A 13,565-nucleotide genomic window follows, 5' to 3' on the forward strand; every position below is an offset into this window, starting at 1 on the left:
CTGCGCGCGCCGCGCTCAGCGTCCAGGTGGCACGATCAGCACGGGACGGTGACTGTGGCGCAGGACGTGGTCGGCCACCGAAGACTGCAGCAGCGAGCGCAGGCCCGTGGTGCCACGCGTGCCGGCGACGATGATGTCGACGTCGAGTTCGTCCGCCGCTTCGACGATGGCAGCCCACACCGCGTTGACCACCTCGACGGTGCGACCCTCGGCCTGCAACCCGAGGGAGTTGGCGAGTGCGAGTCCTTCGTCGTTGGTGACCTTCGCATCGGTCAGCGCGATGTCCTCACGGTCCTCGTCCGGAACCCATTCCGGTTGCATGACGCCGGAGAGTCCCGACATGCGCGCCGCCTGCCGCACCATCGGCTCCCAGGCTGTGACGACCACCGCTCGGCACGACTCGAGGAACCGCCCCGCGTACTGCACGGCGCGCTTGGAATTCTCGGACCCGTCGTAGGCGATCAGGATCAGATCTGCGGCCACCGGGCACCTCCTGTGTCGAGTGATACGGGGTCGAGTGGAGTCCGGGTCTGCCCGGGAAGGCCTCTACGACTGCGGGATGCGGGACGAATGCTCGGGTGCACCTTAGCGTGCGGCGACCGGCTGCGGGAGGGTTCGTCGCGGCGGTCCGCTACCGTCGGAACGATGCGGACCCGCCACACGCTCGCCGTCGTTCTCACCGCTGCACTCGCAGCCGCGGGATGCGGCGCGAACGACACCTCCGATGTCTCGACCACCAGCGGAACGGATGACACCGCGACGTCCGAGTCGAGGACCGCCACGTCGTCCGCGGAGGCCCTTCCGGCCGCGCCACCGGCGTGCGGCGACGATCTGCTCGCCTCGCTCACGGGCAGGCAGAAGCTTGCGCAGTTGCTCAACGTGGGAGTCACCGGAGCGGACGACGCACGTGCGGCCGTGCAGTCCGAACAGATCGGCGGCATCTTCATCGGTAGCTGGACCGACCCCGCAATGCTCGCCGAACGGCAGGTTCAGGGTGTCGCGGCGCAGAGCACGCTGCCGTTGATGGTCACCATCGACGAGGAGGGCGGACGGGTGTCGCGTGTCGGGGCACTGCTCGGCACCGATCCGTCGGCGCGCGTCACCGCCGAGACCATGACGGTCGAGCAGACCTATCAGATGGCACTCGAGCGTGGACGGGAGCTGCGCGAGCTCGGTATCACCGTCAACTTCGCTCCCGACGTCGACGTGAGCAGTCAGCCCGACGACTCGGTCATCGGCGACCGTTCGTATTCGTCCGACCCGCAGGTGGTCGTCGAGTACGCCGGCGCCTACGCGCAGGGTCTCCGCGATGCGGGCATCATGCCGGTGCTCAAGCATTTCCCGGGCCACGGGTCGGCGTCGGGGGATTCGCACACCGGTGCTGTCACTGCTCCGCCGCTCGAGCAGCTGGAGCAGAGCGATCTCGTGCCCTACCGGGCACTGGTCGCGCCCGATGTCGCCGTCATGCTCGGGCACCTCGATGTTCCGGGACTGACGGGCGGGTTGCCGGCCAGCATCAGCCCGGAAGCGGTGGAGCTGTTGCGGTCGGGCTCGTACGGAGCACCCGAGTTCGACGGGGTGATCTTCACCGACGATCTGTCGGGGATGCGGGCGATCACCGACACCTACGACATCACCGAAGCGGTCGAGGCTGCGCTGGTGGCCGGCGTCGACCAGGCGCTGTGGCTGACCACGGACGAGGTCCCCGAGGTCCTCGACCACCTCGAGGACGCCGTGGCGGCGGGGGAACTGCCGCAGTCGCGGGTGGACGACGCCGTCCGTACGGTCGCTCGGGCCAAGGGCGCCCTGGACTGCTGATACGCATGTTCGCGCCTGTGCGCAGACTTCCCTACCGTAGAGTAAGAAACCGATTCGAGGAGGTGGGGAGGGTCGATGGCCGGCGGAACCAAACGATTGCCGCGCGCGGTGCGGGAGCAGCAGATGCTCGATGCCGCGGTGGACGTTTTCTCCGAGAACGGTTTCCACGACACCTCCATGGATGCGATCGCAGCACGGGCATCGATCTCGAAACCGATGCTCTACCTCTATTACGGCTCGAAGGACGAGTTGTTCGCCGCGTGCATCAGCCGCGAGGGGCAGCGTTTCGTCGAAGCGCTCACCCCGGCCGGCGATCCGTCGCTGTCGCCGCGTGAGCAACTGCGGGTCGCGCTCGAGTCGTTCCTCGGCTTCGTCGACCAGCACCGCAGTTCGTGGATGGTGCTCTACCGCCAGGCGCTTGCGCAACAGGTCTTCGCAGGACAGGTGCGGGGCAGCCGGGATCGGCTCATCGAACTCACCGCACATCTGCTCGAGTCGAGCACCCGGGACCCCGAACCGGGGACGGACTTCACGATCATGGCTGTCGCGCTGGTCGGTGCGGGAGAAGCGGTAGCCGACCGGATCGCGGGGGGCGAGATCGACGTCGCGAAGGCCGCCGAACTCCTCGACAACCTGGCATGGCGCGGTCTCGCGGGCAGAAAACGCTCGGATCCGCCGGGCTGAAACACCGCCGGATGTCGGAGGGCAGGTGCCGGGACGCCCCCATCGCGTCCCGGAACCTGCCCTCCGATCGTCAGCGCAGTGTTGCGGTGAGGTGTGGGTAGAGCTTCTTCGGATGGCGAAGCGAGATATCCCAGCCGTCGGCGTCGCGCCGCGCGTAGAGATTCACGGTCGCCGGAAGAAGTACCGGTTTACCGAATTTCACCGCGTAGGTCACTGCTCCGGGGACCTTGCCCTCGACGGCGCGTAATGCTGCCGCCGCACTCCACATTCCGTGGGCGATGGTCTTCGGGAAGCCGAAGGCCTTGGCGCCCAGGGTCGAAACGTGGATCGGATTCCGGTCTCCGGATACCGCAGCATACCGGGAGATGACCTTCTGATCCACCCTCAGTGTGGAAGTCGGGACCGGCGGAATTTCCACCTCCGGTGGGTCCTTCCTGGGCTGCCCCGACAGTGAAGTCCGTTGCTGATGAAGGAACGTGGAGGTCTGGCGCCACACCGGTTCCCTGCCGACCGCGACCTCGCTCACCACGTCGACCAGCAGACCCTTGCGGTGTTCGCGCATGTTCTCCGCGTGTACCCGCACGTCGAGCGGTTCGGTGACGGAGATGGGCCGGTACTGTTCGATCACGTTCTCGGCGTGTACCGAGCCGACGGCTGCGAACGGAAACCCTTTGGACACCATGAGTTTCATGACCACCGGGAAGGTGAGCATGAACGGGTAGGTGAGCGGCAGGGTGTCGCCGAACGTCAGCCCGCACACCTTGGTGTACTCGGCGAGGTTGTCCGGATCCACGCGCAGACCACGAAGGACGAGCGTGTCGTCGGGCAGCGTGTCGCCCTTGGCTCCCACGACCGGAAGTGCCGACAGCACAGCACGGCCGTAGACGCCGAGAACCGAAGGGCTCGAATCGAGTTCGATGACCGCCATCAGGCCCCCAGCATGGACTGACCGCACACGCGGACGACCTGGCCGGTCACGGCGCTCGACGCGGGGCTCGCGAACCACGCCACGGTTTCCGCGACGTCGACCGTCTCGCCACCCTGCTGCAACGAACTCATCAGTCGTCCGCCTTCGCGGGTCGCGACCGGGATGGCCGCGGTCATCGCGGTCTCGATGAAGCCCGGGGCGACGGCGTTGATCGTGATGTTCTTCTCGGCGAGGACCGGAGCGGTGGCCTGGACCAGTCCGATGACCCCGGCTTTGGACGCACCGTAGTTGGTCTGGCCACGATTGCCGGCGATCCCCGCGATCGAGGAGACATCCACGACGCGGCCGCCCTCCTTGAGCGCGCCCTTCTCGACCAGGACATCGGTGATCTTCTGGGGTGCAACGAGATTGACGCCTATGACGGCGTTCCACCGGGCGTCGTCCATGTTCGCGAGCAGCTTGTCGCGGGTGATGCCCGCGTTGTGCACGATGATGTCCGCTCCGCCGTGGCGTTCGAGAAGGTGCGCCGCGAGCTTGTCGCCTGCGTCGGGCGCGGTCACGTCGAGGGCGAGCGCAGTGCCGCCGACCTTGTTGGCGGTCTGCGCGAGTGCTTCCCCGGCCGCGGGGACGTCTGCCGCGACAACCGTGGCGCCGTCGCGCGCAAGGACCTCCGCGATGGTGGCGCCGATGCCGCGCGCCGCACCGGTGACGACGGCGACCTTTCCGGCGAGGGGCTTGTCCCACGACGCCGGAGCGGTCGCGTCGCCGTCTCCGATGCGGATGACCTGACCGTCGACGAAGGCGGATTTCGCCGAGAGCAGGAACCGCAGGGTCGATTCGGCGCCGGACAGTCCGGTCGACGCCTTGGGCGAGACGTAGACGAGTTGGGCGGTCGCACCGCGGCGAAGCTCTTTCGCGAGGCTGCGGGTGAATCCTTCGAGCGCGCGCTGCGCGATGCGTTCGTCCACCGACGACGCGTCCTCGGGCGTGGTGCCGAGAACGACGACGCGTCCGCTCGGGGCCACGTTTCGGATCGCGGGCTGGAAGAAGGTGAAGAGCTGTTCGAGGCCCGCGGAGTCGGTGATGCCCGTAGCGTCGAAGACGAGTCCGCCGAACGACGTGTCGGCGGGGTCGGCGATCGGGTAGTCACTCAGCAGCGACCGGATCGGCTCGATCAGCCGGCCGTTGCCACCGACGAGGAGCGGCCCGGGGAGTGCGGGTTCGCCGGGCTGGTAACGCCTGAGCTTCTCCGGCTGCGGCAGGCCGAACTGCTTGGCGAGGAAAGATCCGGGTGCGGACGAGATGAGCTGGGCGTAGAGCTTCGGAGCGCCCTTGGCTTCTGCCACGGTTCCACCTTCTTCTTTTCGGTCGTCGATGCAGTGGTCGACAACAAACTTACCCGTGAGTAAGAATAGTAACCAGAATTCGAGTCCATCTGAATCCGGGAGACACCAGTGACCACCAAAGCCCGTTCCACGCAACAGCGCCGTGTCGCCGTCCTCGGGGGCAACCGGATCCCGTTCGCACGGTCCGACCGCAAGTACGCGCGCGCATCGAACCAGGACATGTTCACCGCGACACTCGACGGCCTCGTCGGTCGCTTCAACCTCCAGGGCGAACGCCTCGGCGCAGTCGTCGGTGGCGCCGTTCTCAAACACAGCCGTGACTTCAACCTCGTCCGGGAGTCGGTCCTGGGCAGCGCACTCAGCCCGTACACGCCCGCATGGGACCTCCAGCAGGCCTGCGGCACGGGTCTGCAGTCGATCATCTCGGTGGGAGACGCGATCGCCGCCGGCCGCATCGAGGCCGGCATCGGCGGTGGCGTCGACACCACCTCCGACGCACCCATCGCCGTGAGCAACGAACTCCGCGAATTCCTGCTCTCGCTGAACCGGGCACGCGGCACCGGAGCACGCGCCAAGCTGCTCGGCAACGTCCGTCCGTCGATGCTCGGCATCGAGATCCCCCGCAACGGCGAACCCCGCACCGGTCTGTCGATGGGCGAGCACGCCGCGATCACCGCCAAGGAATTCGGGGTCCGCCGCGAGGATCAGGACGAACTGGCCGTCGCGAGCCACCGCAACATGGCCGCGGCCTACGATCGCGGATTCTTCGACGATCTGGTCACCCCGTTCCTCGGCCTCACCCGCGACGACAATCTGCGGCCCGATTCGTCGGTCGAGAAGCTGTCGACGCTGAAGCCGGTGTTCGGGAAGAAGCTCGGCGACGCCACCATGACGGCGGGTAACTCCACTCCTCTCACCGACGGCGCTTCCGCGGCGCTTCTGTCCAGCGAGGAGTGGGCGGCGGAACGGAAGCTTCCGGTGCTGGCGTACCTGGTGGACTCCGAGACCGCCGCGGTCGACTACATCCACGGCGGCGACGGCCTGCTCATGGCTCCCACCTATGCAATTCCGCGTCTGCTGCAGCGCAACGGGCTGACGTTGCAGGATTTCGACTTCTACGAGATCCACGAGGCATTCGCATCCGTGGTGCTCGCCACGCTGCAGGCGTTCGAGTCGGAGGATTACTGCAAGGGCAAGCTCGGACTCGACGCACCCCTCGGATCGATCGACCGCACCAAGCTCAACGTCAACGGTTCTTCACTCGCGGCCGGGCATCCGTTCGCGGCGACCGGTGGACGCATCGTGGCGGCGCTCGCCAAGATGCTGCACGAAAAGAAGCAGGAGACCGGGCAGCCGGTCCGCGGCCTCATCTCCATCTGCGCTGCCGGTGGCCAAGGTGTGACCGCAATTCTCGAGGCGTAGACCACACCGAACGAAAAAAATCCGGTAGGTCTGTAACGCCTCGGCGAGCACAGCGATAGACCGGTCGACCCCGTGTTGCTGCCTGACCCCCGACCTGGTAGCAACACGGGGTTTCTGCATTCCGGCCGCAGCACGGTGAAACCGGGGAACTACTCTGGGTGTGGTAACCGGCGCACGGGGTTTCCGTCCCGGCGCGCCCAGTTGGTGAAGGGATTTGGGTGAGCGGCACACACGGGACCGACGGCTCCGAACACGAGAACGACGACGTTCGACCGGCCGAGCCCGATTCGCGGGGTTCGTCGGCAGGCGAGGCAGACAGTTCGTCGGCTCCGACCGAGCAGTTCGCTGCTTTTTCGGCGCCGCGGGTCCCGGAGACTCCCCGTGAAGAGCCTGCCGACCCCGGCACCGAGCCGCCGGAGCCTGAGAAGCCGCAGTCCGGCACGCCCCACTCCGGGACGCCGCAGCCCGAGACGGCAAAACTCGAGACCGCGCGCCCCGAAACACCGCGCCCCGAGACCGCACGTCCCGAGACGGACCCGTCCGAAGCGGCCACGGCGGTGATTCCGGTGGTGACGCAATCCGGTCGCGAAGACGCGTCCACCGCCCGTATCCACCGCTCGTCGGATGCCTCGTCCGCGAAGCCCGCCGGAAGTACACCGCTGCCTTCGTCGGCTCCGGATTCCCGCAACGCGCCGCCCCCGGCATCGCCTCCCACACCGCCGCCGGGTTCACCGCCCCCGGTCGCGCCTCCGCCCGGTGGCAACTCCGGATCGTCCGGCGACGGATCGGGCTCCTGGTGGTCGGGCGTGCCCAAGCGCACGGTCGCGCTGGTCGTCGGCGGAGTCGTCGCCTTGCTCGCCGTGCTGTACGTCGCAGACCTCGCGGTCAGTTCCGGCAAGGTGCCGCGCGGCGTCACCGTTGCCGGCATCGAGATCGGCGGGGAGTCGCTCGACGAGGCCGAAGCGCACCTGCGTCAGGTGCTCAGCGAGCGCCTCGACGAGCCCGTCCCGGTTGTCGCCGGGGAGACGAGCGGGGAAATCGTGCCTGCTCAGGCGGGGATCGGTATCGATTGGGATGCGACGCTCGACCGCGTCGGATCGCAGCCTCTGAACCCCTTCACGAGATTGGCCTCGTTCTTCGGCGACGAGGAGATCGGCGTCGTCTCCACCCGAGACGACGCGACCCTCGCCGTTGCCATCGACGAGTTCACGGCGGCCGCCGCGTATTCGCCTCGCGAGGGCAACATCGTGTTCGAGGGCGGTACCCCCGTCCCCGTCACCCCGCAGCCCGGTCAGCGCGTAGATGTCGCTACCGCATCCGACGTGTTCGCCGAGCGCTGGGCATTCGGTGAAGTGTCGCTGCCGGTCGAGCAGGTCGATGTCACGGTCACGCGTGAGGGCCTGGACCGCGCCCTCGCCGACATCGCCGTTCCGGCGGTCTCCGCCGACCTCGTCGTGCGCGGCAAGGACGGGACGCCGGCGACCCTCGCTCGCGACCAGATCGGTGCGGTGCTGTCGTTCGTGCCGGACGGCAAAGGCGGATTGACGCCGGAATACCATCCCGAGGCGGCCGTCGAGATTCTCGCGCCTCAGCTCCGGCCGACGGAAACCGAGCCCCGCGACGCCCGGATCGAGATCCAGGGCGGACGTCCCGCGGTGGTGCCCGGTGTGAAGGGCGAACTCGTCGACTGGGCCAAGACCCTCGAAACGTTCCCCGAACTGCTCGCCGTCACCGACGACCGGGTCGTCGAGGCGGTCTATCAGACCGTGGACCCTGCGCTCACCACCGAGGCAGCCGAGAAGCTCGGCATCAACGAGGTCATCGGGGAGTACACGACCGGCGGTTTCGAATACGCGTCCGGTGTCAACATCCGCCTGGCCGCCGCGGAGATCAACGGTGCGGTCCTGAAACCGGGAGAGACCTTCTCCCTCAACGGGTACACCGGCCCCCGCGGCGCAGCGGAGGGCTACGTCGAATCGGGCATCATCGAGGCGGGACGCCCCGGCAAAGCGGTCGGCGGCGGCATCAGCCAGCTGGCGACCACGCTCTACAACGCGTCCTACTTCGCGGGCATGGAGGACGTGGCCCACACCGAGCACAGCTACTACATCTCCCGCTATCCCGCCGCCCGTGAGGCCACTGTCTTCGAGGGTGCGATCGACCTGCAGTTCCGCAATCCGTTCGAGACGGGCGTGCTCATCCAGACGATCACCACCGGTTCCGACGTCACCGTGCGTCTGTGGGGGACCAAGACCGTGGACGTGCAGTCGATCACGGGTGAGCGCACGAACTTCACCACGCCGAACACCATCACGTTGCCTGCCGGCCCCGGCTGCATCGCGTCGAGCGGAGCCCAGGGATTCACGGTCTCCGACACTCGTGTCGTGACCGACGCAAAGACGGGTGCGCAGATTTCGAACACGACGCGGACGGTGCGCTACGACCCGGTGCCGATCGTCAAGTGCGTCGAGCCCGACGACAAGGACGGTGCGGACTCCGAAGGTGATCAGGGCGTGGGAGGCGACGCGCCCGCTCCGGCGAGCCCGGCGCCGGCGCCCGCGTCGTCGACGCCCGCGAGCGCTCCGGCCGGTGAAGCACCGGCGCAGGCGCCCGCGGAGGGCACCGCGTCCGATGCGGCCGACCCGATCGCGGAGCCGGAAGCCGCGGCGCCCGCGCGGAGACAGCCCGAGTCCGTGACTGCACCCGGGAACTGAGATTCGGCCGGTCCCGCTGAGCGAGATTCCACGTCGGGGAGTGTGACGCCGCTCATAGCCTCGGCGGCATGACCACACACATCAGCGCGGAGTCGTCGGCCGTCGAGCTTCTCGCAGATCAGCAGGCCGAGTTCCGTTCTCAGCGGGCGAGTTCTCCCGCGGAACGCCGGGCCCGCATCCAGCGGGTGATCGACATGCTCGTCGCCCGCTGCGACGAACTGGTCGAGGCGATCGACGCCGACTTCGGTGGACGTCATCCGGGCTACACGACCGTCAACGACGTGCTCGGCTCGGTGACCGCTCTGAAGTACGCGCGCGATCACCTCGACGGCTGGATGCAGCCGGAGCAGCGGACGGTGTTCGCGCCGTACGACCAACTCGGTGCTACCGCTGCGATCCATTACCAGCCCAAGGGCTCGGTCGCGATCATCGGAACGTGGAACGCTCCGGTCTACACCCTGATGGGCCCACTCGCCGGTGTCCTCGCAGCCGGCAACCGCGCGGTGCTCAAACCGTCCGAGGTGGTCCCGCGCACCGCGCAGGTGCTGGCCGAGGCGGCCGCCGAGTTCCTCGATCCCGTGGACGTCGCGGTGGTCACCGGTGGCCCGGATGTCGCGCGGTCCCTCACGTCGCTGCCCTTCGACCACATCGTCTTCACCGGTGGTGTGGCCGCCGGTCGCTCGGTGCTCGAGAACGCTGCCCGCAACCTCGTCCCGGTGACCCTGGAACTGGGCGGGAAGTCGCCGGTGATCATCGGGCGCTCGGCCGACCTCGACACGGCGGCGTTCCGTATCGCGGTTGCCAAGGCCACCAACGGAGGTCAGCTCTGCGTCAACGCCGACACCGTGTACGTGCCCGCCGAATCCCTCGAGTCGTTCGTTTCGGCGATAACCCGGTCCTACGCGGAGTTGCTGCCCACGGTGGCCGGAAATCCGGACGCCACCGCGATCGTCGATGACCGGCATGCCGCACGGATCGACGGATACGTCAGCGAGGCAGCAGGACTGGGCGCACGAGTCGAGGTGGCTCCGGACGAGCCGATCAGCACCGAGGAACGCCGTCGGCCGCTGCGCTTGGTGCTCGACCCGCCAGAGTCTGCGGCGATCTCGCGGGAAGAGATCTTCGGACCCGCCCTGGTGGTGCGGACATACGACGATCTCACGCACGTCCTCGACACCGTCAACTCGGGTGCGAAACCCTTGGCGCTGTACTACTTCGGGAGGGACGCCGACGAGCAGCGCACCGTCGTCGACGGCACCACGTCCGGTGGCGTCACGATCAACGACGTGCTGATGCACGCGGGGATGCTCGACGCGCCGTTCGGCGGTGTCGGTGAATCCGGGATGGGTCACTACAACGGTCGCGAAGGATTCCTCGAATTCAGCCACGCCCGAACAATTTTCGAGTCACCGGAACATGATCCGCGCCGCGAGTGGGGAATGTTGCCGCCGTACGGCGAGGGATACCGCGCCGCGATGGCGGCTCAGATCACCCCGTGACTGCCCGGCTACCCCACGCTCGCCCCCACCCCGAGGAGAACACCTGATGAAGACCCGTGGCGCGATTATCCGCACAGCACCCGGTACCTACGAGATCGCCGACCTCGAGTTGGACGAACCGCGCCACGGCGAACTGATGGTCCGGATGGTGGCCGCAGGGCTGTGTCATTCCGACGACCACATCGCCACCGGTGACCACGCGGTCGGCAGTTACCCCATCTGCGGCGGGCACGAGGGTGCCGGTGTGGTGGTGCAGGTCGGACCCGGCACCACGGGATGGAGCGAGGGCGACCATGTGGTGTTCTCGTTCCTGGCTGCGTGCGGACGGTGCCGCTGGTGCGCGAAGGGCCTCCAGAACCTGTGCGATCGAGGTGCGGCGATCATGACCGGCAGCCGCCCCGACGATCCGGCGAGCTTCCGGCTGAGCCTCGACGGCGTCGAGGTCGCACAGACGTGCGGCCTGTCCACGTTCAGCGAATACACCACCGTCAGCGTCGATTCCGCGATCAAGGTGGACAAGGATCTCCCGCTCGACAAGCTGTGCCTGCTCGGCTGCGGTGTCGGCACCGGATGGGGCGCGGCGGTCAACTCCGCAGAGGTGTATCCCGGGCAGACCGTCATCGTGCAGGGAATCGGCGGAATCGGCATCAACGCCGTGCAGGGAGCCGCGCACGCCGGAGCGGCCCACATCATCGCCGTCGACCCGGTGGAGTTCAAGCGCGAGAGTGCACTGCGGTTCGGTGCGACCCATGCCGTCGCGGGTATGACGGAGGCCACCGAGATCGCACGTTCGTACACCAACGGGCAGGGCGCCGATGCCGCGATCGTCACCGTGGGCGTGACGACCGGCGAGCACATCGCGGAGGCGTTCTCGTCGATCCGGAAGGCCGGCACCTGTGTGGTGACCGGTCTCGGGAAGATGACCGACTTCGGGATCCCCATCAGCGCCATGGAATTGGTGCTGTACCAGAAGCGACTCCAGGGCTCGTTGTTCGGCGCCTTCGCGCCGACCGCCGACATCCCTTGGATGATCGACCTCTACACCTCGGGCAAGCTCATGCTCGACGAGCTGGTGACGTCCACCTACAAGCTCGACGACATCGCCCAAGGCTTCACCGACATGCACGAGGGCAGGAATCTGCGCGGGGTGGTCGTGTTCTGATCGTGCGGTAACCGGACGACAGTGGCTCCCGCCGATATCGGCGGGAGCCACTGTCGCCTCGTTGTGTCCGCGGGTGTTACGCCGGGATCAGAATGCGGCTTCGTCGAGCTCCATGATGTCGAGGTCGACATTGGCGATGACGTTGCGCGACGTGGTCAGCTGCGGCAGAACGTTCTTGGCGAAGAACGATGCTGCGGCGACCTTGCCTTCGTAGAAGGCCTTGTCCTTGGCGTCCGCACCGGCGTCGAGCGCGGTGAGTGCGATCTCGGCGTGCTCGAGCAGCAGCCAGCCGATCATCAGGTCACCGAAGGACTCGAGGAAGCGGACCGATCCGAGACCGACCTTGTACAGCTCGGTCGGCTGCTCCTGCGCACCCATGAGGAACTGGGTGAGCGTCGCGACCATGGCCTGCGTGTCGTCGAGGGCGGTGGCGAGCAGTGCACGCTCCGCCTTGAGACGGTCGTCGCCGCTCTCGCGCTCGAGGAACTTCTTGATCTGTCCGGCCACGTGGGCGAGAGCGACACCGCGATCGCGGGCGATCTTGCGGAAGAAGAAGTCCTGCGCCTGGATGGCGGTGGTGCCCTCGTACAGCGAGTCGATCTTCGCGTCGCGGATGTACTGCTCGATCGGGTAGTCCTGGAGGAAGCCGGAACCACCGAAGGTCTGCAGCGAGTCGGTCAGGTACTGGTAGGCCCGCTCCGAGCCACAGCCCTTGACGACCGGCAGAAGCAGGTCGTTGATGCGGTGGGCGAGGCCGGCGTCGGCGCCGGAGACCTGCTCGGCGACAACGTCGTCCTGGTGTGCGGCGGTGTAGAGGTACACGGCGCGCAGGCCCTCGGAGTACGCCTTCTGCATCGCGAGCGAGCGGCGCACGTCGGGGTGGTGCAGGATCGACACGCGCGGGGCGGTCTTGTCGGACATCTGGGTCAGGTCGGCGCCCTGGATGCGGTCCTTGGCGTACGCGAGTGCGTTCTGGTAGCCGGTCGACAGGGTGGCGATGGCCTTGGTGCCGACCATCATGCGAGCGTGCTCGATGACGTCGAACATCTGCGCGATGCCGTTGTGGACCTCACCGACGAGCCAGCCCTTGGCCGGGACGCCGTGGCCACCGAAGGTGAGCTCGCAGGTCGCGGAGGCCTTCAGACCCATCTTGTGCTCGACGTTGGTGACGAACACGCCGTTGCGGTCGCCCATCTCGCCCTTCTCGAAGTCGAAGTGGAACTTCGGGACGAAGAAGAGCGACAGGCCCTTGGTGCCGGGGCCGGCGCCCTCGGGGCGGGCGAGGACGAGGTGGAAGATGTTCTCGAACAGGTCGTCGGAGTCGGCCGAGGTGATGAAGCGCTTGACGCCCTCGATGTGCCACGAGCCGTCGTCCTGCTTGATCGCCTTGGTGCGGCCCGCGCCCACGTCGGATCCGGCGTCGGGCTCGGTGAGCACCATGGTGGCGCCCCAGCCGCGTTCGACACAGGTGGCGGCCCACTGCTTCTGCTCGTCGGTGCCGTTCTCGAACAGCACGCCGGCGAAGGCGGGACCTGCTGCGTACATGAATGCGGCGGGCTGCGCGCCGAGCATCATCTCGTTGACCGCCCACAGGAGCGCGCGCGGCGACTCGGTGCCGCCGAGCTCCTCAGGGATGCCCATGGACCAGTAGCCGGCATCCCACCACGCCCGGAACGCCTTCTTGAAGCCCTCGGGGATGGACACCGAGTGGGTCTCCGGGTCGAAGACCGGGGGAGTGCGGTCGGTTTCCGCGAAGGCCTCGGCAGCGGGACCCTCGGCGAGCGCCTTGACCTCGGAAAGGATGCCGCGCGAGGTCTCCTCGTCGAGGTCGCCGAACGCACCTGTTTCGAGGACCTTCTGAATCTGCAGGAACTCGAAGAGATTGAACTCGAGGTCGCGGAGGTTGCTCTTGTAATGGCCCATGTCTGATGTCTCCCGGGGGTGTGGTGCGGTCCAGTTGGATCAAGTACCGCCCAAGCTTATTACTCGTCG

10 protein-coding genes are annotated in these 13,565 nt (G+C 67.5%); 6 read left to right on the forward strand and 4 right to left on the reverse strand.

Translation table 11 applies throughout. The annotated features are described in order from the left end of the window. Positions 1-15: 15 nt before the first annotated feature. The gene (locus tag ACLQ3J_RS05095; protein WP_169622147.1) at positions 16-483 is read right to left on the reverse strand and encodes a universal stress protein; all 468 of its coding nucleotides are present in this window, start codon (positions 481-483) and stop codon (positions 16-18) included. A gap of 162 nt (positions 484-645) precedes the next feature. Between ACLQ3J_RS05095 and ACLQ3J_RS05100 the strand changes: the two genes are divergently transcribed. Continuing rightward, the gene (locus ACLQ3J_RS05100; RefSeq protein WP_378528173.1) at positions 646-1,818 is read left to right on the forward strand and encodes a glycoside hydrolase family 3 N-terminal domain-containing protein; all 1,173 of its coding nucleotides are present in this window, start codon (positions 646-648) and stop codon (positions 1,816-1,818) included. Positions 1,819-1,893: 75 nt separating this feature from the next. Continuing rightward, on the forward strand, positions 1,894-2,502 hold the full coding sequence (locus ACLQ3J_RS05105; RefSeq protein ID WP_169622149.1) for a TetR/AcrR family transcriptional regulator: 609 nt from the start codon (positions 1,894-1,896) through the stop codon (positions 2,500-2,502). 70 nt (positions 2,503-2,572) lie between these two features. On the opposite strand, the gene ACLQ3J_RS05110 is transcribed toward ACLQ3J_RS05105, so the two are convergent. Continuing rightward, on the reverse strand, positions 2,573-3,430 hold the full coding sequence (locus ACLQ3J_RS05110; protein ID WP_378528172.1) for a MaoC family dehydratase: 858 nt from the start codon (positions 3,428-3,430) through the stop codon (positions 2,573-2,575). After that, entirely contained in the window at positions 3,430-4,776 is a 1,347-nt protein-coding gene (locus ACLQ3J_RS05115) for a 3-oxoacyl-ACP reductase (protein WP_169622151.1), read from the reverse strand. Before ACLQ3J_RS05115 ends, ACLQ3J_RS05110 begins: the two co-directional genes overlap by 1 nt. A gap of 108 nt (positions 4,777-4,884) precedes the next feature. Between ACLQ3J_RS05115 and ACLQ3J_RS05120 the strand changes: the two genes are divergently transcribed. The 4 genes from ACLQ3J_RS05120 (at position 4,885) to ACLQ3J_RS05135 (ending at position 11,573) form a co-directional block, all read left to right on the forward strand. Continuing rightward, the gene (locus ACLQ3J_RS05120) at positions 4,885-6,198 is read left to right on the forward strand and encodes an acetyl-CoA C-acetyltransferase (protein WP_422425248.1); all 1,314 of its coding nucleotides are present in this window, start codon (positions 4,885-4,887) and stop codon (positions 6,196-6,198) included. 218 nt (positions 6,199-6,416) lie between these two features. Beyond that, the gene (locus tag ACLQ3J_RS05125) at positions 6,417-8,912 is read left to right on the forward strand and encodes a VanW family protein (RefSeq protein WP_425902376.1); all 2,496 of its coding nucleotides are present in this window, start codon (positions 6,417-6,419) and stop codon (positions 8,910-8,912) included. A gap of 68 nt (positions 8,913-8,980) precedes the next feature. Beyond that, positions 8,981-10,411 carry an aldehyde dehydrogenase family protein gene (locus tag ACLQ3J_RS05130; RefSeq protein ID WP_425902378.1) on the forward strand — a complete coding sequence of 477 codons (1,431 nt, stop codon included), beginning with the start codon at positions 8,981-8,983 and terminating at the stop codon, positions 10,409-10,411. 46 nt (positions 10,412-10,457) lie between these two features. Continuing rightward, complete coding sequence (locus ACLQ3J_RS05135; protein ID WP_169651470.1) at positions 10,458-11,573, forward strand: NDMA-dependent alcohol dehydrogenase; 1,116 nt, start codon at positions 10,458-10,460, stop codon at positions 11,571-11,573. Between the two features lie 87 nt (positions 11,574-11,660). On the opposite strand, the gene ACLQ3J_RS05140 is transcribed toward ACLQ3J_RS05135, so the two are convergent. Beyond that, positions 11,661-13,496 (reverse strand): acyl-CoA dehydrogenase, encoded by a 1,836-nt coding sequence (locus ACLQ3J_RS05140; protein WP_169622156.1) that lies wholly within the window; start codon positions 13,494-13,496, stop codon positions 11,661-11,663. Positions 13,497-13,565: the final 69 nt, after the last annotated feature.

This window comes from Rhodococcus sp. DT1 (assembly GCF_049844875.1).
In the GTDB taxonomy this organism is placed as follows: domain Bacteria; phylum Actinomycetota; class Actinomycetes; order Mycobacteriales; family Mycobacteriaceae; genus Rhodococcus.

What these genes read in the sequence shown, in the direction of transcription:
- ACLQ3J_RS05100 (WP_378528173.1), top strand. Translation starts at nt 646, where the DNA reads ATGCGGACCCGCCACACGCTCGCCGTCGTTCTCACCGCTGCACTCGCA.
- ACLQ3J_RS05105 (WP_169622149.1), top strand. Translation starts at nt 1,894, where the DNA reads ATGGCCGGCGGAACCAAACGATTGCCGCGCGCGGTGCGGGAGCAGCAG.
- ACLQ3J_RS05110 (WP_378528172.1), bottom strand. Translation starts at nt 3,430, where the DNA reads ATGGCGGTCATCGAACTCGATTCGAGCCCTTCGGTTCTCGGCGTCTAC.
- ACLQ3J_RS05130 (WP_425902378.1), top strand. Translation starts at nt 8,981, where the DNA reads ATGACCACACACATCAGCGCGGAGTCGTCGGCCGTCGAGCTTCTCGCA.
- ACLQ3J_RS05135 (WP_169651470.1), top strand. Translation starts at nt 10,458, where the DNA reads ATGAAGACCCGTGGCGCGATTATCCGCACAGCACCCGGTACCTACGAG.
- ACLQ3J_RS05140 (WP_169622156.1), bottom strand. Translation starts at nt 13,496, where the DNA reads ATGGGCCATTACAAGAGCAACCTCCGCGACCTCGAGTTCAATCTCTTC.